Origin of the sequence: Streptomyces sp. NPDC005263, from assembly GCF_042872365.1 — a bacterium.
In the GTDB taxonomy this organism is placed as follows: Bacteria; Actinomycetota; Actinomycetes; order Streptomycetales; family Streptomycetaceae; genus Streptomyces.
Window position 1 is genome coordinate 355,690 of the sequence record NZ_JBIAKJ010000009.1, and the last position, 25,128, is coordinate 380,817.

At 70.7% G+C, this 25,128-nt stretch carries 27 protein-coding genes; 10 read left to right on the forward strand and 17 right to left on the reverse strand.

All coding sequences use genetic code 11. The features are described from left to right. Window positions 1-86: 86 nt before the first annotated feature. The 4 genes from ung to fabG form a co-directional block, all read right to left on the reverse strand. Entirely contained in the window at window positions 87-770 is a 684-nt protein-coding gene (gene ung / locus ACFYRY_RS34475) for a uracil-DNA glycosylase (protein ID WP_356774927.1), read from the reverse strand. A 106-nt stretch (window positions 771-876) separates the two neighbouring features. Next, window positions 877-2,457, reverse strand: a complete 1,581-nt coding sequence (locus tag ACFYRY_RS34480) for an ABC transporter substrate-binding protein (RefSeq protein ID WP_389154756.1) — start codon at window positions 2,455-2,457, stop codon at window positions 877-879. Window positions 2,458-2,650: 193 nt separating this feature from the next. Next, window positions 2,651-3,409 (reverse strand): SDR family oxidoreductase, encoded by a 759-nt coding sequence (locus ACFYRY_RS34485; RefSeq protein WP_356774923.1) that lies wholly within the window; start codon window positions 3,407-3,409, stop codon window positions 2,651-2,653. Window positions 3,410-3,421: 12 nt separating this feature from the next. Continuing rightward, a complete protein-coding gene (gene fabG, locus ACFYRY_RS34490; RefSeq protein ID WP_356774921.1) occupies window positions 3,422-4,183 on the reverse strand; it encodes a 3-oxoacyl-ACP reductase FabG in 762 nt (253 codons plus the stop codon). A 286-nt stretch (window positions 4,184-4,469) separates the two neighbouring features. Between fabG and ACFYRY_RS34495 the strand changes: the two genes are divergently transcribed. Continuing rightward, window positions 4,470-4,877 carry an excalibur calcium-binding protein gene (locus tag ACFYRY_RS34495; RefSeq protein WP_389154760.1) on the forward strand — a complete coding sequence of 136 codons (408 nt, stop codon included), beginning with the start codon at window positions 4,470-4,472 and terminating at the stop codon, window positions 4,875-4,877. Between the two features lie 38 nt (window positions 4,878-4,915). Here ACFYRY_RS34495 and ACFYRY_RS34500 read toward each other — a convergent pair whose 3' ends face one another. Both ACFYRY_RS34500 and ACFYRY_RS34505 read right to left on the reverse strand, forming a co-directional pair. Continuing rightward, window positions 4,916-5,332, reverse strand: coding sequence for a DUF3037 domain-containing protein (locus ACFYRY_RS34500; RefSeq protein ID WP_389154763.1), 417 nt, complete (start codon window positions 5,330-5,332; stop codon window positions 4,916-4,918). Further along, the gene (locus ACFYRY_RS34505; RefSeq protein ID WP_389154766.1) at window positions 5,329-6,093 is read right to left on the reverse strand and encodes a HipA family kinase; all 765 of its coding nucleotides are present in this window, start codon (window positions 6,091-6,093) and stop codon (window positions 5,329-5,331) included. The genes ACFYRY_RS34500 and ACFYRY_RS34505 overlap by 4 nt, the downstream gene beginning before the upstream one ends. A 155-nt stretch (window positions 6,094-6,248) precedes the next feature. Here ACFYRY_RS34505 and ACFYRY_RS34510 point away from each other — a divergent pair, with 155 nt between their 5' ends. After that, complete coding sequence (locus ACFYRY_RS34510; RefSeq protein ID WP_389154769.1) at window positions 6,249-7,010, forward strand: ZIP family metal transporter; 762 nt, start codon at window positions 6,249-6,251, stop codon at window positions 7,008-7,010. A 113-nt stretch (window positions 7,011-7,123) separates the two neighbouring features. Here ACFYRY_RS34510 and ACFYRY_RS34515 read toward each other — a convergent pair whose 3' ends face one another. After that, window positions 7,124-7,594, reverse strand: coding sequence for an SPW repeat protein (locus ACFYRY_RS34515; RefSeq protein ID WP_389154771.1), 471 nt, complete (start codon window positions 7,592-7,594; stop codon window positions 7,124-7,126). Window positions 7,595-7,883: 289 nt separating this feature from the next. Here ACFYRY_RS34515 and ACFYRY_RS34520 point away from each other — a divergent pair, with 289 nt between their 5' ends. Beyond that, window positions 7,884-8,360 carry a Rieske 2Fe-2S domain-containing protein gene (locus ACFYRY_RS34520; RefSeq protein ID WP_389154774.1) on the forward strand — a complete coding sequence of 159 codons (477 nt, stop codon included), beginning with the start codon at window positions 7,884-7,886 and terminating at the stop codon, window positions 8,358-8,360. Here the strand turns inward: ACFYRY_RS34520 and ACFYRY_RS34525 are convergent. Next, window positions 8,347-8,997, reverse strand: a complete 651-nt coding sequence (locus tag ACFYRY_RS34525) for an isochorismatase family protein (protein WP_389154777.1) — start codon at window positions 8,995-8,997, stop codon at window positions 8,347-8,349. The genes ACFYRY_RS34520 and ACFYRY_RS34525 overlap by 14 nt on opposite strands. 136 nt (window positions 8,998-9,133) lie before the next feature. Here ACFYRY_RS34525 and ACFYRY_RS34530 point away from each other — a divergent pair, with 136 nt between their 5' ends. Continuing rightward, on the forward strand, window positions 9,134-9,601 hold the full coding sequence (locus ACFYRY_RS34530) for a pyridoxamine 5'-phosphate oxidase family protein (RefSeq protein ID WP_389154780.1): 468 nt from the start codon (window positions 9,134-9,136) through the stop codon (window positions 9,599-9,601). 107 nt (window positions 9,602-9,708) lie between these two features. Here ACFYRY_RS34530 and ACFYRY_RS34535 read toward each other — a convergent pair whose 3' ends face one another. Then, window positions 9,709-10,611, reverse strand: a complete 903-nt coding sequence (locus ACFYRY_RS34535) for a LysR family transcriptional regulator (protein ID WP_389154782.1) — start codon at window positions 10,609-10,611, stop codon at window positions 9,709-9,711. A gap of 74 nt (window positions 10,612-10,685) precedes the next feature. Between ACFYRY_RS34535 and ACFYRY_RS34540 the strand changes: the two genes are divergently transcribed. Beyond that, complete coding sequence (locus tag ACFYRY_RS34540) at window positions 10,686-11,624, forward strand: DMT family transporter (RefSeq protein WP_389154785.1); 939 nt, start codon at window positions 10,686-10,688, stop codon at window positions 11,622-11,624. 42 nt (window positions 11,625-11,666) lie between these two features. On the opposite strand, the gene ACFYRY_RS34545 is transcribed toward ACFYRY_RS34540, so the two are convergent. From ACFYRY_RS34545 to ACFYRY_RS34555, 3 genes are all read right to left on the reverse strand, one after another. Beyond that, window positions 11,667-12,647, reverse strand: coding sequence for a DMT family transporter (locus ACFYRY_RS34545; RefSeq protein WP_389154788.1), 981 nt, complete (start codon window positions 12,645-12,647; stop codon window positions 11,667-11,669). Between the two features lie 203 nt (window positions 12,648-12,850). Beyond that, complete coding sequence (locus tag ACFYRY_RS34550) at window positions 12,851-13,855, reverse strand: DMT family transporter (protein WP_389154790.1); 1,005 nt, start codon at window positions 13,853-13,855, stop codon at window positions 12,851-12,853. 100 nt (window positions 13,856-13,955) lie between these two features. After that, window positions 13,956-14,492 carry a Clp protease N-terminal domain-containing protein gene (locus ACFYRY_RS34555; RefSeq protein ID WP_389154901.1) on the reverse strand — a complete coding sequence of 179 codons (537 nt, stop codon included), beginning with the start codon at window positions 14,490-14,492 and terminating at the stop codon, window positions 13,956-13,958. Window positions 14,493-14,761: 269 nt separating this feature from the next. Here ACFYRY_RS34555 and ACFYRY_RS34560 point away from each other — a divergent pair, with 269 nt between their 5' ends. After that, on the forward strand, window positions 14,762-15,190 hold the full coding sequence (locus tag ACFYRY_RS34560; protein WP_389154793.1) for an SRPBCC family protein: 429 nt from the start codon (window positions 14,762-14,764) through the stop codon (window positions 15,188-15,190). Window positions 15,191-15,265: 75 nt separating this feature from the next. Here the strand turns inward: ACFYRY_RS34560 and ACFYRY_RS34565 are convergent, their stop codons facing one another. Continuing rightward, window positions 15,266-15,913: a PadR family transcriptional regulator gene (locus tag ACFYRY_RS34565; RefSeq protein ID WP_389154796.1), complete on the reverse strand. Its 648-nt coding sequence runs from the start codon at window positions 15,911-15,913 to the stop codon at window positions 15,266-15,268. 633 nt (window positions 15,914-16,546) lie between these two features. On the opposite strand from ACFYRY_RS34565, the gene ACFYRY_RS34570 reads away from it, so the two are divergent. Next, window positions 16,547-17,356: a PhzF family phenazine biosynthesis protein gene (locus ACFYRY_RS34570; protein WP_389154799.1), complete on the forward strand. Its 810-nt coding sequence runs from the start codon at window positions 16,547-16,549 to the stop codon at window positions 17,354-17,356. A 5-nt stretch (window positions 17,357-17,361) separates the two neighbouring features. On the opposite strand, the gene ACFYRY_RS34575 is transcribed toward ACFYRY_RS34570, so the two are convergent. Together ACFYRY_RS34575 and ACFYRY_RS34580 are read right to left on the reverse strand one after the other, a co-directional pair. Then, the gene (locus ACFYRY_RS34575) at window positions 17,362-18,162 is read right to left on the reverse strand and encodes a CPBP family intramembrane glutamic endopeptidase (protein ID WP_389154904.1); all 801 of its coding nucleotides are present in this window, start codon (window positions 18,160-18,162) and stop codon (window positions 17,362-17,364) included. Between the two features lie 371 nt (window positions 18,163-18,533). Continuing rightward, window positions 18,534-20,051 (reverse strand): glutamate-cysteine ligase family protein, encoded by a 1,518-nt coding sequence (locus ACFYRY_RS34580; protein WP_389154802.1) that lies wholly within the window; start codon window positions 20,049-20,051, stop codon window positions 18,534-18,536. A 551-nt stretch (window positions 20,052-20,602) separates the two neighbouring features. Between ACFYRY_RS34580 and ACFYRY_RS34585 the strand changes: the two genes are divergently transcribed. The 3 genes from ACFYRY_RS34585 to ACFYRY_RS34595 all read left to right on the forward strand — a co-directional run bounded on the left by ACFYRY_RS34585 (window position 20,603) and on the right by ACFYRY_RS34595 (window position 23,116). Continuing rightward, window positions 20,603-21,187 (forward strand): hypothetical protein, encoded by a 585-nt coding sequence (locus ACFYRY_RS34585; RefSeq protein ID WP_389154804.1) that lies wholly within the window; start codon window positions 20,603-20,605, stop codon window positions 21,185-21,187. Window positions 21,188-21,601: 414 nt separating this feature from the next. Beyond that, window positions 21,602-21,805, forward strand: a complete 204-nt coding sequence (locus tag ACFYRY_RS34590) for a DUF5999 family protein (protein WP_356774883.1) — start codon at window positions 21,602-21,604, stop codon at window positions 21,803-21,805. A gap of 261 nt (window positions 21,806-22,066) precedes the next feature. Then, window positions 22,067-23,116: a LacI family DNA-binding transcriptional regulator gene (locus tag ACFYRY_RS34595; protein WP_389154807.1), complete on the forward strand. Its 1,050-nt coding sequence runs from the start codon at window positions 22,067-22,069 to the stop codon at window positions 23,114-23,116. Window positions 23,117-23,180: 64 nt separating this feature from the next. On the opposite strand, the gene ACFYRY_RS34600 is transcribed toward ACFYRY_RS34595, so the two are convergent. Continuing rightward, entirely contained in the window at window positions 23,181-24,263 is a 1,083-nt protein-coding gene (locus ACFYRY_RS34600) for an endo-1,4-beta-xylanase (RefSeq protein WP_389154810.1), read from the reverse strand. A gap of 89 nt (window positions 24,264-24,352) precedes the next feature. Beyond that, window positions 24,353-25,117 carry a carbohydrate ABC transporter permease gene (locus ACFYRY_RS34605; RefSeq protein ID WP_389154907.1) on the reverse strand — a complete coding sequence of 255 codons (765 nt, stop codon included), beginning with the start codon at window positions 25,115-25,117 and terminating at the stop codon, window positions 24,353-24,355. Between the last annotated feature and the right edge of the window lie 11 nt (window positions 25,118-25,128).

Consider the following 25,128-nt stretch of genomic DNA (forward strand, 5'->3'; position numbering starts at 1 on the left):
GGCCGGAACCGGCCGCTACCGGCCCGGCGGCCGCGACGGCAGGTCCGGAGAAGATCGCTTCGGAGATGAGCGACCGCCCGTCTCGGTCAGCCCAGGTTCGGGACGCGCCAGTCGATCGCCTCGTGCCCCTGCCGGGCCACCGCCTCGTTGATCTGCGTGAACGGCTGGGAGCCGAAGAACTTCTTCGCCGACAGCGGGGAGGGATGCGCGCCCTTGACCACCACGTGCCGGGTCTCGTCGATCAGTGGAAGCTTCTTCTGCGCGTAGTTGCCCCACAGCACGAAGACCGCCGGGTCGGGCCGGTCGGCCACCGCGCGGATCACCGCGTCCGTGAACTTCTCCCACCCCTTGCCCTTGTGCGAGTTCGCCTCCCCGGCACGGACCGTGAGCACCGCGTTGAGCAGCAGCACACCCTGCTGGGCCCAGGGCATCAGATAGCCGTTGTCCGGAACGGGCAGACCCAGCTCCGCCTGCATCTCCTTGTAGATGTTGCGCAGCGACGGCGGGGTCTTCACTCCGGGCCGAACCGAGAAGCACAGGCCGTGTCCCTGGCCCTCGCCGTGGTAGGGGTCCTGGCCGAGGATCAGGACCTTCACCCGCTCGTACGGCGTCGCGTCCAGCGCGGCGAAGACCTCTTCGCGCGGCGGGTACACCGGGCCCCGCCCCCGCTCCTCCTCGACGAACTCCGTCAGCTCCTTGAAGTAGGGCTGCTGCAGCTCGTCGCCCAGAACCCCGCGCCAGGACTCGGGCAGCATGGCGGTGTCGGTCACGTCAACGTCCTTACGGTGTGCGGTCACTACGACGTGCGGTCACGTCCAGGCCACCGAACCTACAGGCGCGCACTGACAATCGCCGTCTGGGGCGACGAAACCGCCCCTACCAGCTGGTCTTCCGGTACAGGTGCCACACGGTCATGATCGTCGACGGGTCCAGCGCCCGCTCCGCCCCCGAGATGTCCGCGCTGGCCGCCACGTACTGCCGGCCCTGCCACAGCGGCAGCAGCCGCGCGTCGTCGACGAGGATCTGCTGGGCCTCCTCGAAGTCCTTCTCCACGTCGGCCCGGTTGCTCTCGCCGCGCGAGCGGGGCAGCAGCACGTCGGTGATCCTGGGCGCCGGGTAGGGCGTGCCGAGCGCGTTCTCCTTCCCCACGAACGGGGCGATGAAGTTGTCCGCGTCGGGGAAGTCGGGGAACCAGCCGCGCCCGAACACCGGGTACTCGCCCTTCTCGTAGCCCCCGCGGTAGGTCTTCCAGGGACGGCTCTTCAGGGTGATCGTGAAGAGGCCCGAATCGTCCAGCTGCCGCTTGAGCTCCTGGAACTGCAGGGCGGTCTCGGAGCCGTAGCGGTCGGTCGTGTACCAGAGGGTGAGCGGGACGCGTTCGGTGATGCCGGCCTCGGAGAGGATCTGGCGGGCCTTGGAGGTGCTGGGGTTGCCGAAGTCGTCGAAGAAGCCGGTGGTGTGGCCGGTGAGGCCCTTGGGGACCATCGAGTACAGCGGGTCCACGGTGTCCTTGTAGACCTTGTGCGCGATCGCGGCCCGGTCGACGAGCTGGGCGACGGCCCTGCGTACGGCGCGCTTGTTCGCCCACGGGTCCTTCGGGTTGAACACCAGGTAGCTGATGTCGGTGCCGGATCCCTCGACCAGCTGGAGGTCCTCGTCCTTGTCGCTCTCGAGGGAGACGACGTCGTCGGCGGCGAGGCCGCGGTAGGTGACGTCGATCCGCTGGTCCCGCAGCGCCTTGACCATGGACGACGAGTCCTGGAAGTAGCGGATCGTCACCGCGTCGTTCTCGCGCTTCGCGAAGCCCTGGTAGCTCTTGTTGCCGACCAGCTCGGCCTTCTCGCCCTCCTCGTACGACGTGAGGGCGTACGGGCCGGACCCGGACACCTCGCCGTCCTCACGGAGGGATCTGGCCGGGTAGTCCTCGGGGTCGACGATCGACATGGCCGGGGTGGCGAGCACGAACGGGAAGGTGGCGTCGGGCTTGTCGAGGTGGAAGACGACCTCGCGCTCCCCCAGCGCCTGCACCCGGTCCAGGCTGCCCAGGAGTCCGGCGGGGCCGCCGGGTGCCTTGATGGCCTTGATGCGGTCGATCGAGTACTTCACCGCCCGGGCGTCCAGCGGGTGCCCGTCGGAGAACTCCAGGTCCGCGCGCAGCTCGCAGCGGTACGTCTGGTTGGATCCGTCGGTGAACGCGCAGCTCTCGGCGGCGTCCGGCTGGGGCGTGGTGGCGCCGTTCGGGTAGGCCAGCAGCGTCTGGTAGATGTTGCGGAAGAGTTCCCAGGAGCCGTCCCAGGAAGCGGCGGGGTCCAGGGTGCTGGGTGTGCTGGTGGTGCCCACCACGATCGGCCCGGCGTCGTCGGAGGAGTCGGACGACAGGACACCGCAACCGCCGGCCAGGGACGATATGGATGCGATGGCCGCCACCTGCCGCAGGCCTCGGTTCCGGTTGAACACGCGCACGCTCCTCGATCTGCCGTACCAAGGGTCGGCAGACCATACCGCAGCGTTCCGCCCGCTGAACCTCCTCGTCAAACCTCTTCTCTACCGCTGATTCGATGACGACGTTGTCATCGTCCGGTGAGGTTCCGGTACGTCGACACGGGCGCCGTCCGCGTCGACGGGCGCCCGTGTCACGGTGTGCCGAAGGTCAGCTCACACCGGCGTTCAGGAAGATGCCGCCGTCGACGACGAGGGTCTGGCCGGTGATCCAGTCCGACTGGTCCGAGGTGAGGAAGGCGGCGGTGCCGCCGATGTCGGAGGGCACCCCGAGCCGGCCCAGGGGGTAGGCCGCGGCGGCCTCCGCCTCCCGGCCCTCGTACAGGGCCTTCGCGAACTGGGTCTTCACGACGGCCGGGGCGATCGCGTTGACTCGCACCTTGGGCGCGTACTCGTGCGCCAGCTGGAGGGTCAGGTTGATCATCGCGGCCTTGCTGATGCCGTAGGCGCCGATGAAGGGCGAGGCGGAGACGCCCGCGACGGAGGCGACGTTGACGATCGCGCCACCGTTGTCCTTCTGCCAGGCGTGCCAGGTCTTCTGCGCGAAGCCGAGGGCCGAGACCACGTTGGTCTCGAACACCTTGCGGGCGACGTCCAGGTCGAGGTCGGCGATCGGCCCGAACACCGGGTTCGTACCGGCGTTGTTGACCAGGAAGTCGACGCGGCCGAAGGCCTCCATCGTGCGCTCGACGGCGGCCGCCTGGTGGTCCAGGTCGTGCGCCTTGCCCGCGACGCCGATGACCCGGTCGGCGCCGAGCTGCTCGACGGCCTCCTTGAGGGCGTCCTCGTTGCGCCCGGTGATGCAGACGCGGTCGCCGCGCGCGACGAGCGCCTCCGCGACGCCGTAGCCTATGCCGCGGCTGGCGCCCGTGACGAGCGCGACCTTGCCGGAGAGTTCCACCGAAGTCATGTTCCCGAGCCCCTAGTCGAGCGGTCCGCCGGCCACGTACAGCACCTGGCCGGAGACGAAGCCGGCGGCCTCGTTCGTGAAGAAGGCGATGGCGTTGGCGATGTCGTCGGGCTCGCCGACACGGGCCACCGGGATCTGGGTGGCGGCCGCGGCCTTGAACTCCTCGAAGTCCATGCCGACCCGGGCGGCGGTCGCGGCGGTCATGTCGGTGGCGATGAAACCGGGCGCGACGGCGTTGGCGGTGATGCCGAACTTGCCGAGCTCGATGGCCAGGGTCTTGGTGAAGCCCTGCAGACCGGCCTTGGCGGCGGAGTAGTTGGCCTGGCCCCGGTTGCCGAGCGCGGAGGACGAGGACAGGTTGACCACCCGGCCGAAGCCCGCGTCCACCATGTGCTTCTGCACGGCCTTGGTCATCAGGAAGGAGCCGCGCAGGTGCACGTTCAGGACGGTGTCCCAGTCGGAGACGCTCATCTTGAACAGCAGGTTGTCGCGGAGCACGCCCGCGTTGTTGACCAGGATCGTCGGGGCGCCGAGCTCCGCGGCGACGCGCGCGACGGCCGCCTCGACCTGAGCCTCGTCGGAGACGTCCGCGCCGACCGCGATCGCCCTGCCTCCCGCCGCGGTGATCTTCTCGACGGTGTCCTTGCAGGCCGCCTCGTCGAGGTCGATCACGGCGACCGCGCGACCCTCGGCGGCCAGTCGTACGGCGGTGGCGGCACCGATGCCGCGCGCTCCGCCGGTGACCACGGCGACCCGCTGCTCAGTGGTGGACATTGCTGGTTCTCCTCGCCCTCGAGAAGGACGCCCATCAAGTGAGCGACCGCTTAGTACCTTCAGCAGACGTGACGCTAGAAGCCCTGGCACGCGGTGTCAACGGCAGTTCGGTCACGTGTGATCCATCACCCGCGTGGCCAGCCCCTCGACGGGCCCCGCGCGCCCCCCATCGTCCCGCACCGACGCCCCCGGAAGCACCCGTTCGGGCCCGCACCGCACGCCGGTGCGCCAGGTGGCCCATAGCGTCGAAGCCGCGGGCCACTCGTGGCCGGAAAGGAGGCGCTCCATGCGTCGTCGTACCGGTGCCATAGGCACGCTGATCGCGCTCGCCGCGATCGTGCCGTCGGCCGACACCGCTCACGCCCAGGATCTGGACTGCCCCGACTTCACCTTCCAGGAGGAAGCCCAGGCAGTCCTCAACACGGACCCCAGTGACCCGAACCGGCTGGACGAGGACGACGACGGCATCGCCTGCGAGGCGCTGCCCCGCCGCGGCGCGCCCGTCATCTCCTCGACCAGCCGCCCGCGCGGTTCCGCGACCCCGACGGCCGTCACCCCGACGGGTGGCGTGCGCGGCGGCCTGGGAGGTGGCTCCGGTTCCGGGCCGAGCGGCTGGGACACCGGGATCGGGCTGGCCTTCGTGGCCGGCGGGGTCCTCGCGGCCGGCATCGTGGTGAGGCGGCGCCGGGGCTGAGGGCTGTGTCACGGGCCGAGGGGGGTGTCGCGGGCTTGTCACCGCACCAGCAGGCCGAGGAGTCGGTCGGCCTCCGCGGCCGGGTCGACGGTCAGGCCGGTGTGCACCGGACCGGGCTGGACGATCGTCGACCGGGGAGCGATCAGCCAGCGGAAGCGGCGGCCGGCGTCGTCGGACGCGGCCTGCCCCGCGGCCTGCCCGCCCGCGCAGATCCCCTCGACGGCGCGCAGTGCGGCCCGGACGCCGGGCACGTCCACGTCCGGGTCGAGCGCCAGCACCCTCGCCTCGTCGAGGTGGGTGCGCACGCCGACGTACGCCTTGGCCCGGCAGTACACGAGCACCCCGGCGTTGACGCACTCCCCGCGCTCGACGCGGGGCACGATCCGCAGCAACGCGTACTCGAAGACCTCGCGGTCGCCGCGGCGTCCCCCCTTGATGATGTGGCGTTCGTTCACTTGGATCCTCCGGTGACCTCGACGCGCTCGTGGACGGCGGCGGCCCGCGCGAGAAGGGGGCGCGCGTAGGCCCGCCGGAGGTCGTCCGGCGTGGCGAAACCGGGCTCGTCCGTGAGCCACACGTCCGGGATCTGAGCGGTGACCTCGGCGAGGAGTTCCTCGGTGACCAGCGGCGCCAGCGCGGCGGCGGCCCCGGCGACATCCGGCGAGAAGGAGCTCAGCACGTGGTCCGTGGCGTCGTACGGACGGGCCGCGGAGGCTTCGGCGCCGGGCCAGTTGTGGTGCCAGATCATGGTCGCGCCGTGGTCGATGAGCCACACCTCGCCCTGCCACCGCAGCAGGTTGGGGTTGCGCCAGGAGCGGTCGACGTTGTTCACCAGGGCGTCGAACCACACGATCCGCCCGGCCTCCTCGGGGCTCACCGTGAAGGCGAGGGGGTCGTAGCCGAGGGCGCCGGAGAGGAAGTCCATGCCGAGGTTGGTGCCGCCGCTGGACTTGAGCAGACCCTGCACCTCCGGGTCGGGTTCACCGAGGCCGAGGTCCGGGTCGAGGTCGACCGTCACCAGCCGGGGCACCCGGAAGCCGAGGCGTCGGGCGAGTTCGCCGCACACCACCTCGGCGACCAGCGTCTTGCGGCCCTGCCCGGCGCCGGTGAACTTCATGACGTAGGTCCCGTGGTCGTCGGCCTCGACGAGCCCCGGCAGCGAGCCGCCCTCACGCAGCGGGGTGATGTAGCGGGTGGCGGTGACTTCAGTCAGCATTTTCCCAGGCGCTCCCAGCCTCCGGCATGAAGTGAGCATAGTAACCGAGCGTGACAGCCGACCGAGGAGGGGCACCGTGACGCGACACCCCTGCACCGAGTCGCCGGTTGCCGGTCGTCCGTTGATCCACATCCGCAGTGGGTAGACGGGTCGGCATGGCTGAGGTCGTACAGGCTGGACTGTGGGGATTGGTGGCGGGTTCGGCGCTTCTGCTCGGTGCCGCGTTGGGGTACGGGCTGCGGGTGCCGCAGAAGGTGATCGCGACGGTGATGGCCTTCGGCGCCGGCGTGCTGTTGTCGGCGGTGTCCTTCGAACTGGTCGGCGAGGCGTACGAGGAGGCCGGGCTCGCTCCCGCCGTAGTCGGCACCCTCATCGGTGCCTCGGCCTACACGGCGGGCAACGTGTGGCTGGCCCGCCGGGGCGCGCGCCACCGCAAGCGCTCCGGTCACCGGGATGCCGAGGCACAGCCCTCGGAGGCCGAGCAGGGCGGGTCCGGGGCGGCGCTCGCGCTGGGCGCGCTGCTCGACGGGGTGCCGGAGTCCGCGGTCATCGGCGTCAGCCTTCTCGACGGCGGCGCGGTCAGCCTGGTGACGGTGGCCGCGGTGTTCATCAGCAACGTTCCCGAGGGGCTGTCCAGTTCGGCGGGGATGAAGAAGGCCGGCCGCGCCAAGGGGTACGTGTTCGGCGTCTGGGCGGCGATCGCCGCCGCGAGCACGGTGTCGGCCGTCCTCGGTTACACGGTGGTCGGTTCCTTCTCCCCCTCCGTGATCGCCGCGGTGACCGCGGTGGCGGCCGGGGCGATCCTCGCCATGATCGCCGACACGATGATCCCCGAGGCGTTCGAGGACGCCCACCTCGCCATCGGACTGATCACCGTGAGCGGCTTCCTCGTTTCCTTCGCCCTCTCCCACACGTGACCGCCGGGTACCCGATTACACGGGAGGACGGCGACCGCGTGATCCACGGTCGCCGTCCTTGTCGACTCCTTCTTCGCTCCGAGCGTCGCGATGTCTTCGCTGCGAGCACCCGGTCAGCGAGCCATCCGGGTCGAGCGGCCACGTTCACCCCTGTCTGTGGCGCCCGCCGTCGCGCTGGTCACGAGTGCGAGCAGCAGGGCGACGGCTCCGACAATGATGTTGTTGACCATGGTGCGTGTGGTGTCCACGTTCCCGGCCACCACCCATGGCGAGATGATGGTCCAGACGCCGATCATCGCGGCGGCCCACGCGCGGGCATGAGTGCGCTCGTAGGCCAGTCCGAAGCCGCCCAGGAGCAGCGCGTACGCGATGCCGGTGATCAGGTTGTTCACGGCCAGGGTGCTGAAGCCGTTGAAGCCGGCGATCCAGGGGGATGCGGACAGGTACACCCCGGTGATCAGGGCCAGCGCCTCGACGGCCTGTCCCTGCTGGGTCGTCACCGCTCGCTCGGCCCGGGCGTGGCGCTCCCGCATCTCCAGAATGTCCGGGTGTGACTCCATAGCTCTATGAGTCTGGTCGGTCATGATCTCCTCCTGCTTCGAGGATGCATGGTGCATATATCCCGGTATGCACCTAGTACCCACCGAATGTCCCCGTCCACCATCCCGCGCGACCGCGAGTTGTGAGAGTGCGGCCCAAAGAACTCGGACGCGGGGCGTGTGCGGCGCGCTTCGTCGGCGGACTCGGCTTCCCGCCCGTGCGCGGTGGCTCCCTTGAGCATCGCCGCAGGTTGCCGGGGTGTGACTGAACAACCGGCGGTCCGGGCCCGTACCTGTGGGCAGTTCACGAGTATTCGTTGAAGGGATCGTCAGCATGGCCAGCGAATCGCACACCCCCGTCCCGGCCCCCAGCCGCCGTACCGTCGTGGCGAGTCTGGGCGCGGCGGGGCTCGCCGTCGCGCTGACCGCCTGCGGGTCGGACGACGACGCGTCCGGCTCGTCCACCGAGCAGAGCGCCCCCGCCGACAACGGAGGCACCGCCGCCGGTTCCGGAGCAGCGGGCGGTGCCGCGCTCGCGAAGACCTCCGACATACCGGAGGGCGGCGGCAAGGTCTTCAGCGACGAGAAGGTGGTCGTCTCGCAGCCCAAGGCGGGCGACTACAAGGCGTTCTCGACCATCTGCACCCACCGCGACTGCCCGATGACGGATCTCAAGGGCGACGTGCTGTCCTGTGCCTGCCACGGCAGCCAGTTCTCCGTCACCGACGGCAGCGTGAAGAAGGGCCCCGCGACCGAGCCGCTGGCCGCCAAGCAGATCAGCGTGGACGGGGACTCGATCAAGCTGGCCTGATCCGGGGGCGGCGTCTCCAGCAGGACAGCACCTCGTCCGTACTGGTGAGCGTGGCGACCAACGCGAGGGTGTGGCGGATCATCGCCGGGGTGTAGTCGGAGGGCACCCCGGCGATGCCGTCCGTCGGCACGACGGCGGTGTAGCCGCGATTGACGGCGTCGAAGACGGTGTTGGGTATGGCCACGTTGGCCGACACGCCGGTCACGACCAGCGTCCGGCAGCCCAGGTTGCGCAGCAGCGCGTCGGCGTCGGTGCCCTGGATCGGTGACAGCCCGTGCAGCCGTCGTACGAGGAGGTCCTGCTCGGTGACCTCGATCGGGGCCGCCACCCGGACCGCCGGGGTGCCCGACAACTGCTGGACGGGCAGTCGTTCGGCGGCGCGGAAGAGGCGGGCGTTGCGGCTCGCGCCCCGGCCGTCCGGGCGGCGTTCGGCGATCGCGTGGATCACCTGGACGCCGCTCTCGTGCGCGGCGGCGACCAGCAGGGCGACGTTGGCGAGGGCGCCCGAGGAGCGTGCCTCCTCGGCGAGTTCCGGCAGGGCACTGTCGGGTCCGACGACGCCCTGCTGGCACTCGACGGTGAGCAGGACCGTGGTCGCGGGATCGAGGAGTTCGCTGAGCTGGTCGTACGACGGCACGGCTCCCCCTGGTGGCCGACGGTGCGGGCGGGCGAGACTAGCCACCATTGCGCGGGGACGGAAGACGACCCATCCTTTTCTGACGTGATGTCAGAGGATCTCCTCTGACACGACGTGGGAGAAAGAGGGGGCCGAGATGACCGTCACTCAGCGCAGGGGCCGGAAGATCATGATGACGCCGGGGGAGCTGGACGAGTTCCTGACCAGTCAGCGCACCTGCCGGGTGGCCACCGTGTCCGTGGACGGCGCCCCGCACGTGAGCACGCTCTGGTTCGCCTGGGACGGCACCTCGATGTGGCTCTACTCGGTGGTGCGCAGCAAGCGGTGGACCGATCTGCGGCGCGATCCGCGGGTCGCGATAGTGGTCGACACGGGTGAGGAGTATGACGAGCTGCGCGGCGTGGAGCTGTCCGGGGCGGTGGACTTCGTCGGCGAGGCACCGCGCATCGGGGAGTTGTGCGCGGAGCTCGACCTCCCGGAGACCTTGTTCGCCCGTAAGAACTTCCGCCTGGAGGAGATGCCGCACGACGGCCGGCACGCATGGGTGCGGCTGACGCCGGAGAAGATCGTCTCCTGGGATTTCCGGAAGCTGGGCCCGGCGTAGTCCTGCGGGGCCCGGCGTAGGCCGGCAGGGCGCGTCCCCTTCGGACCGGTCGGCTGGGCGTCTCCTTCGGCCCGTTCGGCGAGGCGCCCCCCGTTCGGCGGGGTTCCTCAGTCGATGGTCGAAGCCGCCGTCCGCAGCGCCTCGACCCCCGCCCGGATGGACGGGCGGCGGTCGGCGTCCGCGCGCCACACCGCGTAGATGTACCGATGGACGCGATGCCGCAGCCGCACCACCCGCACCCCCTCCGGCATCGGGTCGCGGCCGAGGCGGGGCGCCACGCAGACGCCCAGCCCGGCGGCGACCAGGGCGAGTTGGGTGTGGTGCTCCTCGGCGCTGTGGGCGATCAGGGGCTCGATGCCCTTGGCGCGCAGCGTGTAGAGCAGCCACTCGTGACAGAACTCGCCCTCGGGCCAGGCGACCCACTCGTCCTCCGCGAAGTCCTCCAGGTCGATCTCGTCCCGGTCGGCGAGCGGGTGCCCCTCGGCCACGGCGATCTCCACGGGATCGTCGAGGATCGACGCCTTGGCGAGTCCCTGGGGCATGGGCAGCGGTTTGTTGTACCAGTCCAGGACGACCGCCAGGTCGGCGTCGCCGCGGAGCACTGCGTTCACCCCCGCCTCCGGTTCCAGTTCCCGCGATCGCACTCGCAGCGCCGGATGGTCGGTGCGCAGCGCGGCGAGCGCCTCGGGGAACAGCCCCCGCAGTGCGGTGGGGAACGCCACCATCCGCAGCTCACCGACGACCTGTCCGCGCTGGGCCTCCAGATCGGACTGGGCGAGTTCGACCTGCGACAGGATGCGCGCCGCGTGCTCGGCGAGCAGCCGGCCGGCGTCCGTGAGCCGCACCCCCCGGCCGTTCTTGGCCAGCAGCTGCTGGCCGATCTCGCGCTCCAGCTTGGACATCTGCTGCGAGACGGCGGAGGTCGTGATGTGCAGGCCCTCGGCCGCCCCGCTGACCGAGCCGTGCCGGGCGAGGGCGTCGAGGGTGCGCAGGCGCTCCAGGTTCAACATGTAAGCAATACTACGAGGTACCTCGCTGAATATCTTGCTTGTGCTACGAGATCACGCACGCCATCGTTGCAGCCATGACCACCGTCACCCCCACTTCGACGCCCGCCCCGGCCGTCTCCCGCCCCCGCCCCGCCCTGGACTGGCGGCTGCGCTTCGGCGCCCTCTCGCTGATCTGGGGTTTCAGTTTCCTGCTCATCAAGGTCGGCACGGAGGGCTACGCCCCCTTCCAGGTCACGCTCGGCCGTCTGGTGTTCGGCACGGCGGTGCTCGCCGCGGCGATGGCGGTCAGGCGGCAGCGGCTTCCACGGGGCGCACGCACGTGGATGCATCTGACAGTCGCCGCCTTCCTCCTCAACGCGCTGCCGTTCTCCCTGTTCGCCTACGCGGAGCTGACGATCCCGTCCACCCTCGCGGGCATCTGCAACGCCACCTCACCGCTGTGGGGCATGGCGCTCTCCCTGGTCGCCCTCTCCGAGGACCGGCCGACCAGGACCCGGGTGGCGGGTCTCGGCCTCGGGTTCCTGGGCGTCCTGACCGTGCTCGGCGCCTGGCAGGGCTTCCACGGCCTGGACGCCGCGGGCACGGCGATGGCCCTGGCGGCCTCCCTCAGCTACCCGATCGGCTGGATCTACGTCCGTCGCACCCTGGCCGGCTCCAGCCACTCGAACCTGTCGCTGACCGGCGCCCAGTTGCTGCTCGCCACGCTGCAACTGGCGGTCGTCACCCCCCTGTTCACCAGCGCACCGAGCCGCTTCCCGGTCGTCCCCCTGCTGGCGACGGCCGCGTTGGGCGCCCTCGGCACGGGACTCGCCATGCTCGTCCAGTACGGCCTGGTCGCCGAGGTCGGCCCGACGACCGCGCAGATGGTCACGTACTTCATCCCGGTCATCGCCACGGCCGCCGGTGTCGCGATCCTCGGCGAGTCGCTGAACTGGTCGACGCCGGTCGGCGCGGCGATCGTGCTGGCGGGCGCGGCACTCACCCGGGCGAGGCCGCGGACCAGGCCCGAGTGACCCGGATGCCTGGCGTGCGCATGCGGGAAGCACCTCTTGCCGTCAGACGCGCGCGGCCTCCTCATCCGCCGCGCCCCGCGTCTCCACCGTCCCTCGCGTATCCACCGTCCCCCGCGTCTCCGCCACCGCGAGCCCCGCGACCGAGGCGAGCATCAACAGGGTGCCGACGAGGGTCCCGAGGGTGAGCCGCTCCCCCAGCAGGGCCACGGCCAGCACCGCCGCGCTCACCGGTTCCAGCAGCATGATCACGGACACGGTGGCGGGCCGGACAACGGCGGCGGCAGCGAAGTAGAGGGCGTAGGCGAGGGCCGTGGGAACGGCCGCGAGGTACGCCAGCAGCCACAGCAGCCGACCGAGGTCGGCGGTGTGCGGCACCATGCCCTCGGCCAGGGCGAACGGCAGCAGGCACAGGCTGGTGACGGCGAACGCCGCCACGGACGTACCGGCGGCGTCCACCCGCCCGTCGCGACCCCATCGGCGGGTGAGCAGGGTCGTCAGGCAGTACCCGGCAGCCGACAGCAGCCCCAGCAGGACCCCGGACGGCCGTACGGTCGCACCACCGGCGCCGAGGGTGAGCACTCCGAGGCCGGCGAGCGCCCCGGCGACGGCGATGATCCCGCCCCGTCCGAGCCGCTCCCCCAGAGTCAGGCGGGCGCCCAGTGCGATGAGGACAGGCCCCGCGCCGAGGGAGACGACGGTGGCCACGGCGAGTCCGGTGGCGGCGACGGCCGCGAAGTAGGCCGTCTGGAACACGGCAAGCCCGACACCCGTGACACCGGCCCGGAGCGCCCTGCGTCCCAGCGGTTCGGCCACGTCGGTCCGGGCACGCGGACGCAGCAGACGGGCGACCGCCAGCAGGACGAGCCCGGCCGCGCAGCGCCAGAAGGACAGGGCGAGCGGACCGATGTCACTGGCCCGGTAGGCCAGGGAGCCGGCCGCTCCCGCGGTGCCCCAGGCGACACCGGCGACGATCAGATAGGAAAGGCCTCGCCCGACGGGCAGGCCGACAACGGCATTCGACACGCGTTCTCTCCGCAGACGCGCCCGAGCGCGGTGGCCCGTGCGCACAAGTTCGGGAAGGACGCCCGCTCTCTCGGCGGGGTCCACGGACCTCGTCCGCGGGCAGCACCGTGACGCCCGGCAGTACGCCGGGCGTGCGTTTCGGAGGCCCGCCTCAGGCGGCGGGCGGCGGCAGAACGAGTGCGCGGGAATGCATGATCGGCAGCCTAGGCAGCTGTCCTGGTGGCCGGCAATTCCTTTTCGCCGCCACCGCCGGCCACCGGTTCGGCGGAGTTCTCGACGGGTGCGGACGACTGCGCGATGAACGCGCCGACCAGCACGACCACACCACCGACGATCTGCGGCGCCGAGAGGTGCTCGCCGAGCAGGATCCAGGCGAACACGGTCGCGACGACCGCTTCGAGGCAGGCCACGACGACGGCGACCTGCGGGGAGAGCCGCCGCACCGCCAGCACGCCGGTGACGTACGCGAGGACGGTGGCGACGAGCACGATCCAGCCCAGTAGTACACCGGCCGCGACCGGAGTGCCGTCCATGTCCGTGGTGCGCCCGAGGACGGACCAGTCCATGCCCCAAGGGCGCGCGACGACGGTCAGCACGGCGGTGCCGACCAGGAGGCCGTACGCGACGACCCCCAGCGGGTCGGGTGCCCGGCCGTCGGAATCACTGCCCTGGTCGGACAGCACGAAGTAGCCGACCTGGCAGCACGCGGCCCCGAGTGCGAGCAGCAGGCCGAGAACATCGAAGCTCAGGCCGGACCAGACCTCGACGACACAGGCGAGCCCGCCGACCGCGAGGACCACCCCGAGCGCGGCGGCCCGCGTCACCGGCCGCCGCTGCACGAACCGCACCCAGCCGAGCACGAGCGCCGGCGCGAGGTACTCGACGAGCAGCGCGACCCCGACGGGGATCCGGGACAGCGCGGCGAAGTAGCAGGCCTGGACACCGGCCACGGCGAGCAGACCGAACCCGGCGAGCAGGGCGGGACGGCTACGCGGCAGCGCGCGGTGGCGGACGGCGACCGGCAGCATCAGCAGGGCGGCGCCCGCCACTCGCAGCCACACCACGTCGAGCGGGTCGAGTCCCGCCTCGATCAACGGTTTGGCCGCGACGCCGGACCCGCCGAAGGCGACCGCGGACGCCACCGCGAGACCGAGACCGACGCCCCTGCCCCGGTGGCCCTGACTGCTCCCAGACGTATGCACCGGCACATGATGGCAGCCGATGACATGAGCGTCACCCGCATTCACACCTGTCTCACCGACTGGAACGACACCTGCCACGGTCCCCCTGGTCGCGCGAGCGATCCGTTCAGACGGCCGGCCGGAAGTGACTGTCGGCCCGGACGAACACCAGGTTGGCGTCGATCCCGGCGCGGTCCAGTACCTCGACGGCCCGCGCCTCGGGGTCGACGAGGATCGCGGCGAGCAGGTCGATACCGAGGACGGGGCCGCCGCGGCGGCCGGCCCGCGCGCAGGCGTCCTCCATCGCTCCGCCTGCCAGCGGCGAGTAGCCCTCCACGCCGGTCACCGCGGGTACGGCACCGGAGTCCTCGACGCTGCCCTGCCAGCGCAGCCCGTAGCCGATGCTGCGCTGTACGAGGTAGCCCATCAGACGGGCGAGGCGTGGTTCACCGTCGAAGACGGACCGCACCTCGGGGTCCGACTCCAGGAGCGAGTGCAGCAGATGGGCGGTGTCGATCTGCCGGTCCCCGTCCCTGACCGCCCTGCGGCGAGCACCGGAGACCACCGCTGCCAGCTCGGCACTGAGCCTGACATCGTCGTCCGGAGGGACCCGGGGCCGACCGTCGGGCTCGTGGGCCGACTGCCCGGGGATACGGGGTTGCACATCCGCCATCCCATCAGCCCCTCCCCTTCGGGGCATCCGCGAAAGGAAGCATCTTCACGTCCCACGGGAAGGGGACCCGGCACGCCGGCATCTCCTCCTCACGGATGAGATCGCGCCGTTCTTCCCCTACTGCGCGCGCCGCCTTGCATCGCACCCCGAACGCCGACCCGACCCGCCGCGCAATTTCCTGACGGTTCATCAGTATTGAATATTGCGGGCCCCGCGGCTACGTTCCGCGACACCGTAGCCCGACACGAAGAGGTGGTCGCATGGCCGAAGTCAGCGCGGAGGCACGTATCGAGGCACCCGCGGAGAAGGTCTGGGCCCGGCTGACCGACTGGTCCGCGTACGGCGAGTGGAACGCGACCCACACCAGCTTCCCCAAGGGCGGCCCGGAGACCTTCGCCGTGGGCGGGACCTTTCAGGAGAACATGAAGCTCATGGGGTTCCCGGCCGAGATCGAGTGGACCATCGAGGAGCTGGAGCCGGCTCGGCTGTTCGCCGTCCGCGGCAAGGGCCCGATGGCGGTGACCGTCGCCAACCGCTACACCCTGACGCCCGAGGGCGACGCCACGACCGTACGCATCGACGGCGAGTTCACCGGTGCCGCGGTCTCCCTGATGGCGGGCAAGCTGAAGGACTCGGCCACGGCCGCCCTGAACGAGTCACTGCGCAAACTGGCAGGCCTGGTGACCTGACGGCGGCGCCTGCCGGGGACACGAAGGCGCCCCGCGGAATTTCTCCACGGGGCGCCCCGCTCCGCCGTACGACGGTCAGTCCTCGTCGGCGAGGATCAGGTACAGCTTCTTGCGGGACTCGTTGATGACGGCGAGCGCCTTCTCGCGCTGCTCCTTGCTGCCCGTCTTCCAGACCTGTCCGAAGGCCTCCATCAGGCCGAAACCGGCCTGGCGGATCTCACCGAGTGCTTCCCAGTCGACGCCGCGGGAGGCTTCCTCCCAGGGCGCGTCGGGTCCCTCGTCGGCCGCGGTGCGACCGGCGTCGGTGAGGGCGAACAGCTTCTTGCCGCCCTCCGACTCGCTGACGATCAGCCCCTCGTCCTCCAGCAGCTGGAGGGTGGGATACACCGAGCCCGGACTGGGCTTCCACGCCCCGCCGCTGCGCTCGGCGATCTCCTGGATCATCTCGTAACCGTGCATCGGCCGGTCCTTCAGCAGGGCGAGGATCGACGCGCGCACATCACCGCGCCGGGCCCTCCCTCGTGGCCCTCCCCGCCCCCTCGGCCCCCAGGGTCCCGGCCCGAAGCCGGGTCCACCGAAGCCGGGGCCGCCGGGTCCACCCGGCCCGAAGGGCCCGAAAGCGGCCCGCCGCCCGTCGAAGCCGTCCCGGCCACGACGGCCCGGACCACCCTGTCGACGTCCATGTCCACGCTCGAATCCGTGCTCGAATCCGTGGGTACGCATCGCAATCACTCCATTCCATCGTTGATCTGTCGCGATGCCTCAACGATATATCGGAAGCGTTTCGATGACAACCCCCTCGGCGGCGAGGACCTGACCGGCCTCACTCAACCGAGTCATTCGGGCGCCCGTCTCAACGAACCGAGTCGTTCGGGCTTCTGCCTCAGCGAACCCAGGACCGCCGACCCGGAGACACGGTGGAGCCCGTTCCACCCCTACTACCGCTGCAGCGCACTGCCGATCCCGCCGACCGTCGGCGCCGCATCATCGCCATCGCCCCCGCGTACGCCGCACCGATCGGCGAATGGCTTTCTGGCAGCGCCTCTGCCTGGGAATGCGTCATGCGCGGTCTCGACCCCGCGGAACGCGCCACAGTCATCACCGCCCTGCACGCCTACGAGTCCGCCTTGGAGCAGGCGGGCGACCAGCAGCGGAACGCGCAGCCGCGTTAGCGGGCTCGGCGGAGTCGGCACAGCGCGGCCTGCTGACACAACTGCCAGCGCCAGAGCTTGAAGGCCAGACCAGTACAGGGCAGCCGGCGTGCGACGGGACAGGCGGAGGCCGGCCGTGGAAATCGGGCCACCGTCCGGGAATTGGCCTTGTGCCGGGGCCTCGCCGCACCTCTAGCGTCGAGGGATGCGCATCCGAATCGTCGACACCTTCACCGACCGCCCCTTCACCGGCAACCCGGCCGGAGTCATGCTCCTCGACGCGTTCCCGGACGACGAACGGCTCCAGCAGGTGGCCCTGGAGGTCAATCACGCCGAGACCGCGTTCGCCCACCGGCTGCCCGAGGGCGGTCGGGCCGACTGGGCGCTGCGCTGGTTCACCCCGGCCACCGAGGTCAACATGTGCGGCCATGCCACGCTCGCCACGGCTCACGTCCTGCACACCACCGGCGCCCACCAGGGCCCGGTACGGTTCGCCACCCGCAGCGGCGTCCTGATCGCCACGCCCCGCGAGGACGGCTCGATCACCCTGGACTTCCCGACCGCGTCGCTCACTCCCGTAGAGATCCCGGACCGAGTGGCCGAGGCCTTGGGCGCCGAGCCGCTCGCCGTCTTCGACACCGGCCCGGACATCGGCGACCTGCTGGTCGAGGTCGCCGATGAGGAGACGGTCCGTGCCCTGACGCCGGACATCAGGTCACTGGGCGCCTTCTCCGCGCGCGGCGTCATCGCCACCGCGGGTGCCGAAGACCCCACTCGGGGCTACGACTTCGTCTCCCGCTGCTTCTTCCCGAACGTCGGCATCGACGAGGACCCGGTCACCGGAAGCGCGCACACCGCCCTCGCCCCGTACTGGTCCCAGCGCCTCGGCCGCGCTGAACTCACCGGCCTGCAGGCCTCGCCCCGCTCCGGCCGCGTCCGCACCGAACTGCGCGGTGACCGCACCTTGCTGAGCGGCCCCGCGGTCACCGTCATCGAGGGGGACCTGCTCGCCTGAGCGCCTCACCCCGTCGGCAGCCAGCCCACCTTCCCGGCCAGCAGGGCGTAGCCGACGAACGCGCCGATGTCGAGCAGGGAGTGCGCCACCACCAGGGGACCCACCCGGCCCCAGCGGCGGTACAGGTAGACGAACACCACGCCCATCACCATGTTGCCGATGAAGCCGCCGATGCCCTGGTAGAGGTGGTAGGAGCCGCGGAGCACGGAACTGGCCACCAGGGCCGTGCCCGGCGTCCAGCCCAGCTGGCCCAGGCGCCGCAGGAGATAGCCGACGACGATGACCTCTTCGAGGATCGCGTTCTGCAACGCCGAAAGGATCAGCACCGGGTACTTCCACCACACGTCGGGAAGCGCCTCCGGCACCACCGTGAGGTTGAAGCCGAGACCGCGTGCGGCCAGGTAGAACGCGATACCACTGCCGCCGATCACCGCCGCGACCGCGGCGCCCCGGCCCAGGTCCGGCCAGGGCCGCGTGCGGTCGAAGCCGAGCGTTCTGAGGCTGTGCCCCTCACGCAGCAGGAGGTGCGCGACCAGCGCCACGGGAATCAGCGCCGAGGTGATCCCGAACAACTGCCAGGCGAGATCGAGCCAGGGGCGGCCCGGCGCGGCCGAGGCGTTGAGGGTGGCCGCCTGATCCTTCAGACCCCCCGGTTTGGTGACCGATCCGACAAAGCTGATCAGGGCGGACACGCCACTCGCACCGAGCGAGAGTCCCAGAACGAGCAGGGTCTCATCGCGGAAGATCCGTCGCGAGAGCCGCTCCGGGGGAAAGGAATCGGCCACCGGGCCCGCCTCCGACTGCACGCCTGCCTCCAGTTGAGTCATCCCGCCGCATCCCCACCGCCGCTCGGCCAGGGCTCGCCTTCCTGCCTGCCGTACGGCCGGATCCCGGCACGTTACTCAGTCGGGCACGTCCTTCAGCAAGGCGACAGGGAGAGGCGCCACCATCGTGGGACGTCACAGCTTGCCCGATCAGTATGGGGCGGGCGGCAGCACCCCCCGGCCACGCGCCGCCGGGGAGGCAGCCGGAGGCGTGCAAGGTCACGGGGCTCGCTGGAGGCGGGCGAGAAGCGGACGGACGGGGGAGGAACGCCGGACTCACACCCGTGGGCGCCGTCGGCCGGTCCCCGGGCCGAGATGTCAGGGCTGAAGTCCCTCGGCCCGGCGTCTCGTCCTCAGCCCAGCGGCGCCGGTTCCGGCAGGCCCACCGGCCAGGTGTGCACCGGCTCGCCTTCATGCATCAGCTCACGGTACCGACGGGTCGTCGCGGCCAGCGCGGCCTCCCTCGACAGCCCGCCCTCCAGGGCCCGGTGGAACGTCGCGGACTGCCAGGACGCACCGTTGACCCGACGCCGGCACCGCTCCTCGATCACCCCGAGATACAGGTCGCGGTCGGCGGGTTCGACTCCCCACGCCTCCAGCCCGGCCTCGGCGAGCGGCAGCAGTTCGTCGCGTACGAGGCTCACCGCGTCGATCTCGGCCGTACCGCTGTAGCGACCGCGTCGGGGCCAGGTGAAGCGGGCGTCGATGCCGTGCCGACAGGCGGCGTCGAAGTTGGCGGCGGCGGCCTCGAACGGCAGCCTGGTCCACACCGGCCGGGACTCCTCGGCGAGGGCGCGGACCACGCCGTAGTAGAAGGCCGCGTTGGCGATGACGTCGGTGATGGAGGGGCCGGCGGGCAGCACGCGGTTCTCGACGCGCAGGTGCGGGACCCCGTCGGCGATGCCGTAGACCGGGCGGTTCCAGCGGTAGACGGTGCCGTTGTGCAGGACGAGTTCGGCGAGTTTCGGGACACCTCCCGCGTCCAGGACGGCGAGCGGGTCCTCCTCGTCGCAGATCGGCAGCAGGGCCGGGTAGTAGCGCAGGTTCTCCTCGAAGAGGTCGTGGGCGGAGGAGATCCAGCGCTCACCGAACCAGGTGCGGGGGCGTACGCCCTGGGCCTGGAGTTCGGGCGGCCGGGTGTCGGTGGACTGCTGGAACAGCGGCGGGCGGGACTCGCGCCACAGTTCGCGGCCGAACAGGAAGGGCGAGTTGGCGCCCACGGCGATCTGCGCGGCGGCGACGGCCTGGGCGGCGTTCCACACATCGGCGAAACGGTCCGGGGTGACCTGCAGGTGAAGCTGCACGGAGGTGCAGGCGGCTTCGGGCGCGATGGACTTGGAGGTGCAGGTCAGACGCTCCACACCGTCGATGTCGAGGGTGAAGTCCTCACCGCGGGCGGCCACGATCTGGTCGTTGAGCAGGGCGTAGCGGTCGACGTCGGAGAGGTTGGAGGAGACCAGGTCGTCCCGGTCCAGAGTCGGCAGAATGCCGATCATCACGATTCCCGCGTCGAGCTCGCCCGCTTTTCGGTCGGCATATGCCAGAGAGGTGCGGAGTTCCTCGGCGAGCCGGTCGAATACCCGCCCACCCAAACGGTGTGGGGCAATGTTGACTTCCAGGTTGAACATGGCGAGTTCTGTTTGGAAATCTCGACTTGCGATGCGTTCAAGCACCTGCGCGTTCAGCATTTTCGGCATGCCGTCCGAACCGGTGAGATTCAATTCGATCTCCAGCCCCATGAGGTTCTTGGGCCGATCGAACCGCTTCTCGGCCAGGAGTCGCTCGAGCCCCGTCAGGCACTGTCGGAGCTTGTCGCGGTAGCGCTGGCGATCGGACAGGTCGAACTGGCCTGCCACGACCTTCTCCCCCATCGGAGCGTCCTCCTCGATTGGGCGGGCCGACGAGCCGGCCGCCGATGTCCGGGTCAGGTGGGATGATGCCCCGCCGAGACGATCGATAACGTCCCGGACGGTCCTGGCAGCCGCTACTCTTGCGGATGTGACCGGTGGCACATTCGCCGGGCATGGTGCACGGTGCGGTTTCGAGTTCCCTGAGGAACTCGTAAAAAACGCCGACGGCAATGAGCCGTCCGTCGCCCGGGCATTCCCCGAGGTCACCGTCGTGCGGCCATCCGGGAATCGGGATGTTTCCCGCGAATCGCCGACCGAATGAAACCTTGCCGTACTCGCGGGAAACGGTTAGATGAAACACCGTAGGAACATATGTCGTATAAACTCGCGAACAAGGTAGAAGGCTGGCGCCCACGGCCCTCGACTGCCGTCAGGTGACATACGGCAGGCCTCAGCCCCGGTTTCACCGGACAGGACCCCCGCCTCTCTTGCCTCGCGAGCTGACACCGCCGTCCGCCACGCCCCGCCCCGCCCTCGCGCCACTGTGCCTGTCGAATGAGAGGCGACCCACCATGCCCCTGCATGTCCCCCCGGCTCCCGCACCGGCCCTGCGTACCGTCCTCACCGCCCTCGGTTCTCCCACCGCGGTCCGCGAGGCCCACACCCCCTCCTTGCTGAACGCCCAGGGCCCGGCCACGCCCGAGCTGCCGTTGCCCGTGCACGTCCTGGACGGGATCGACGCGGTCGGCGTCCCCGTCACCCGGCTGGCCGGCTGGCGTTTCCTGATCCGCTGCGGCGACCGCGCGGTCGCGGCGGCCGAGACCATGCTGACGCCCGACGGATGGGCGTTCTCCCACTTCTTCGAGGGCCCGTACATCGCCTCCACCGAACAGGCGCTGCGCCAGGCGGAGACCATCCAGCAGCCCTGCCAGGCGCGCCTGCTGTCGATCCCCGGCCTCTACATGCTGACGCTCTGGCTGCACGGCGACTGCGCCGCCGACGGCGCGACCGGTCACCCCGCCGGCACCGATCTGCTGGTCCCGCTGGCTCCCGCCCCGCCCGGCATCGCGGCCCACCGCCCATACCGGGTGGCCGACCTGCTCCCGGTGCTCACCCATCGGGTGACTCCCGCGCCTCTGCTCAGCTCTCCGGCCTGACATTCCGCGCCCCGGCGATCTCTGTGCCCCGCCCCGAATTCCGCGTGGCGGGGCACGAGGCCGTTTCCGGCGCCCTTACGCTTGTGCGGGGATTCACACAAGCCTCTTCGCTCATGCGAGCACTTTGCGCCTCGTAAGAGCCTGGCCGGCGGGTGGCCCCGTCCGGCCCCGTCCCATCCGACTACGGTGAATCACCTGAAGTGACAGTGCAGTTGGAGTGAACCGTCCGGGCGAGTGATGCGTCATCAACCTGTGAGAAGCGGTGCCGCTAAATCCCTGCGGATTGACGCCCGTGGGGCAACACTGGGTTCGGACCGACTTATCCAACGGGGGGCGGCCATGAACGACACTTCAAGCCGCGAGACTGACACGACGTCCATCTCATCCGTCACGACAGAGCGAAAGATCCCATCAATGTGCCAGCACCAGCCGCCGTGCCCGACAGCCGACTCCGCCGACCGGGAATCCGCCCGCCTCGCGGCGCACCACCCGGAACAGGGATGGAGTCTGCTGTGCAACGGCGTCCTGCTCTTCGAGGACACCGGTGAGCTCCTGCCGGACGGCCGGGTCATCGCCCCGCACCGTCCACTGGCCGGCCAGGTACTGAACGTCGCCTGAGCCTGACCGGGCGGTCCACCGCGCCGCCCGGAGTACGTGAGGGGCCGGCTCGCAGCCTGACTGCGCCGGCCCCGACCCATGTCCGGGGCCGGTCACTCCCCGTAGCCTCTCGTGCGTGCTGCGATCCCGCGGACGCCGTCCACGCCCGTTCCGGGGCGAACTCTTCCCACGGTCCACCTCCTTCCGGAAGACTTCTGGAAGTTTCGTGGGTCCGTCCGGTGCGCTGAGGGCCGACGGGGCCACCGTCGACGGAGGTGGGAAGTGACAGCAGGGGAGGCCGACGCCGGAACGGCGCCGCAGGCGCGGGGCAAGGTCACGATCACGGAGATCGCCCGACAGGCCGGGGTCTCGGTGCCGACCGTGTCGCGCGTGGTGAACGGCCGGTCCGACGTCTCGCCGCGGACCCGGGCCCGGGTCGAGGACCTGCTGCGAGAGCACGGCTACCGCAGGCGCCCCGCCGCCCCCGGCACCCGGGCGGCCCTGCTGGACCTCGTCTTCGACGACCTCGACAGCCCCTGGGCGGTGGAGATCATCCGGGGCGTCGAGGAGGTCGCCCACGCGGCCGGGGTCGGCACCGTGGTGTCCGCGATCCATGGACGCACCGGCGACGCCCGGGAGTGGCTGCGCAATCTGCGGGCCCGCGCCTCCGACGGCGTCATCCTGGTCACCTCGGCGCTGGAGCCGGTGCTGCACGCGGAACTGCGCATCCTCGGCGTCCCGCTGGTGGTCGTCGACCCGGCGGGCTCCCCCGCCCTCGATGTGCCGACCGTCGGCGCCGCCAACTGGTCGGGCGGCATGGCGGCCACCGAGCACCTGTTGTCGCTGGGGCACCGCAGGATCGCTCTGATCGCCGGCCCGCCCCGGCTGCTGTGCTCCCGGGCCCGCTTCGACGGCTACCGTGCCGCGCTGGAGGGCGCGGGCCTCACGGTGGACGACTCGCTCGTCGTCCCCGGCGACTTCCACCCGGAGTCCGGGTTCACCGGCTGCAACGTCCTGCTGGATCTGCCCGAGCCGCCGACCGCCGTGTTCGCGGCCAGCGACCAGATGGCCCTCGGCGCGATCGAGGCGCTGCGACGGCGGGGGCTGCGGGTACCGGAGGACATGAGTGTGGTCGGTTTCGACGATCTTCCGGAAGTCCGGTGGTCGGCTCCGCCGCTGACCACCGTGCGCCAACCGCTCGCCGACATGGGCAAGTTGGCGGTCCGTACGGTGCTACGGATGACCCGCGACGAACAGCCGGATTCCCCGAGGGTCGAGCTCGGCACCGAGCTGGTGGTCAGGTCCAGCACGGCGCCGATGGCCGAAGCGTAGTGATGACGTTCCCGGGCGCCCCCCTCGTAAGCGCCCGGGAACGGGTTCTGAGCCGGCGGTCGCCCTACCTCAGCGCCGTCCGGATCGCGAAGTACGCCGGCTTCGGCGCCAGTTGCTCGTCCCACGGCAGCGCCGCGCCCTGGCCCTCGAAGAACGCCGGGATCCAGGAGTACTTGTCCGTGTAGTCCCACAGCGTGATGCCCACGCAGCGGCGCACCGCGAGGCACGCCTGCGTCAGGTCCCGGTACCACTCGGCCTGCGTGGCCAGCTTCGCCTCGTCCGCGGGCACGAACATGCGGACATCGACCTCGGTGAGCGCGGTGTCCAGACGGAGCCGTGAGAAGCGGCGGAGGTTGTCCTCCAGGGTGGTCGGATACCCGTACTGGAGGGCCAGGTGCGCCTGGAGACCGATGCCGTCCAGCGGGACGCCCTGGGCCTTGAGGTCCTGGGCCAGCTTGTAGTAGGCGTCGCTCTTCGGGCCGATCGCCTCGATGTTGTAGTCGTTGAGGTAGAGCTTGGCCCTCGGGTCGGCCTGGTGGGCCCAGCGCAGGGCGTCGGCGATGTAGCCGGGGCCGAGCGTGTTGTAGAAGACGGTCTCGCGGTACGTGCCGTCCTCGTTGAAGGCCTCGTTGACCACGTCCCAGGCGTAGACCTTGCCCCGGTAGTGGCGGACCTCCGTCTGGATGTGCTTCTTCAGTACGGCCCGCAGCTCGGGCGCCGTCCAGGTGCGGCCGGTGAGCCAGCCGGGCAGCTGGCTGTGCCAGACCAGGGTGTGGCCGCGCACCCGCTGGTGGTTGGCGCGGGCGAGGTTCACGATCTCGTCGCCCTTGGACCAGTCGAAGACCCCCTGCTGGGGTTCGGTGGCGTACCACTTCATGCCGTTGCCGGGTGTGATCATGTCGAACTCGCTGCCGAGGACGGCCTTGTACGGCTCGTCGGTGAGTTCGGGGTTGTCGGTGGCGCTGCCGAAGTAGCGGCCGTGGCGCTGGGCGAGGTCGGCGAGGGTCGGCTGCTTGCCGTGCTGCCTGCCGTGCTGTTCGCCGGCCTGGGCCGCCGGGCCGGTGGCGACACCCGCGGCGACCAGGAGGGCCGCGAGGGCGCCGGCGAATCTGAGCCGGGTGCGGGAGCGAGTGGTCGTACTGCGCATGGTGCGACTCCTCACGTGCGGACGGGGTGCCCCCGGCCGGGCCGAAGTCCGGGGCCGGGGAGGGTGAGCCGTACGGTCGCGGGTGCCGCTCATCCCTTCGTGGCGCCCGCGGTGAGGCCGCCGACGAGTTGACGCTCGGCGACCGAGTAGAAGGCGAGGGCGGGGACCATGGCCAGCACCAGATAGGCGAAGACCTTGGCGTACTCCGCGGAGTACTGACCCTGGAACTGCTGCACGCCGATCGGGATGGTCCACCACGTGGAGTCGGTGAACACCAGCAGCGGCAGGAAGAAGTTGTTCCAGCTGGCGACCACGGCGAGGACGGAGACGGTGCCGAGCGCGGGCCGGGCCATGGGCAGCAGGACCCGCCAGAAGAACCCGAACGGGCCGCATCCGTCGAGCGTGGCCGCCTCCTCCAGCTCGCCGGGGATCTGCTGGAAGAACCCGCGCAGGATGATGATCGTCATCGGCAGTCCGAACGCGGCCTGCGGAAGGATCACGCCCAGCGGGTTGTCCAGCAGGCCCAGCGACCGCAGCAGCAGGAACAGCGGCAGGGCAGCCACCGCGAAGGGGAACATCAGCCCCAGCGTGAACAGCGTGAACAGCACCTCCCGGCCCCGGAAGGCGAACCGGGCGAAGGAGAAGGCGGCGAGCGCGGAGGCCGCGACGACGATGACGGTCGTCCCGATCGCGATGACCGTGCTGCTGCCGACCAGCTGCCAGAACGAGCCCGAGCCGAGGATGCCGGTGTAGTTGGAGGTCACCCACGGGTCGGGCAGCCCGATCGGGTTGCGGGAGAGCTGGTCGGTGGACTTGAAGCCGGAGAGGACCGCGTAGAGCAGGGGTACGGCCATCACCGCGCCGA

What these genes read in the sequence shown, in the direction of transcription:
- ACFYRY_RS34485 (WP_356774923.1), bottom strand. Translation starts at nt 3,409, where the DNA reads ATGACTTCGGTGGAACTCTCCGGCAAGGTCGCGCTCGTCACGGGCGCC.
- fabG (WP_356774921.1), bottom strand. Translation starts at nt 4,183, where the DNA reads ATGTCCACCACTGAGCAGCGGGTCGCCGTGGTCACCGGCGGAGCGCGC.
- ACFYRY_RS34495 (WP_389154760.1), top strand. Translation starts at nt 4,470, where the DNA reads ATGCGTCGTCGTACCGGTGCCATAGGCACGCTGATCGCGCTCGCCGCG.
- ACFYRY_RS34505 (WP_389154766.1), bottom strand. Translation starts at nt 6,093, where the DNA reads ATGCTGACTGAAGTCACCGCCACCCGCTACATCACCCCGCTGCGTGAG.
- ACFYRY_RS34510 (WP_389154769.1), top strand. Translation starts at nt 6,249, where the DNA reads ATGGCTGAGGTCGTACAGGCTGGACTGTGGGGATTGGTGGCGGGTTCG.
- ACFYRY_RS34515 (WP_389154771.1), bottom strand. Translation starts at nt 7,594, where the DNA reads ATGACCGACCAGACTCATAGAGCTATGGAGTCACACCCGGACATTCTG.
- ACFYRY_RS34520 (WP_389154774.1), top strand. Translation starts at nt 7,884, where the DNA reads ATGGCCAGCGAATCGCACACCCCCGTCCCGGCCCCCAGCCGCCGTACC.
- ACFYRY_RS34530 (WP_389154780.1), top strand. Translation starts at nt 9,134, where the DNA reads ATGACCGTCACTCAGCGCAGGGGCCGGAAGATCATGATGACGCCGGGG.
- ACFYRY_RS34535 (WP_389154782.1), bottom strand. Translation starts at nt 10,611, where the DNA reads ATGTTGAACCTGGAGCGCCTGCGCACCCTCGACGCCCTCGCCCGGCAC.
- ACFYRY_RS34540 (WP_389154785.1), top strand. Translation starts at nt 10,686, where the DNA reads ATGACCACCGTCACCCCCACTTCGACGCCCGCCCCGGCCGTCTCCCGC.
- ACFYRY_RS34560 (WP_389154793.1), top strand. Translation starts at nt 14,762, where the DNA reads ATGGCCGAAGTCAGCGCGGAGGCACGTATCGAGGCACCCGCGGAGAAG.
- ACFYRY_RS34565 (WP_389154796.1), bottom strand. Translation starts at nt 15,913, where the DNA reads ATGCGTACCCACGGATTCGAGCACGGATTCGAGCGTGGACATGGACGT.
- ACFYRY_RS34570 (WP_389154799.1), top strand. Translation starts at nt 16,547, where the DNA reads ATGCGCATCCGAATCGTCGACACCTTCACCGACCGCCCCTTCACCGGC.
- ACFYRY_RS34580 (WP_389154802.1), bottom strand. Translation starts at nt 20,051, where the DNA reads ATGGGGGAGAAGGTCGTGGCAGGCCAGTTCGACCTGTCCGATCGCCAG.
- ACFYRY_RS34585 (WP_389154804.1), top strand. Translation starts at nt 20,603, where the DNA reads ATGCCCCTGCATGTCCCCCCGGCTCCCGCACCGGCCCTGCGTACCGTC.
- ACFYRY_RS34590 (WP_356774883.1), top strand. Translation starts at nt 21,602, where the DNA reads ATGTGCCAGCACCAGCCGCCGTGCCCGACAGCCGACTCCGCCGACCGG.
- ACFYRY_RS34600 (WP_389154810.1), bottom strand. Translation starts at nt 24,263, where the DNA reads ATGCGCAGTACGACCACTCGCTCCCGCACCCGGCTCAGATTCGCCGGC.
- ACFYRY_RS34605 (WP_389154907.1), bottom strand. Translation starts at nt 25,117, where the DNA reads ATGGCCGTACCCCTGCTCTACGCGGTCCTCTCCGGCTTCAAGTCCACC.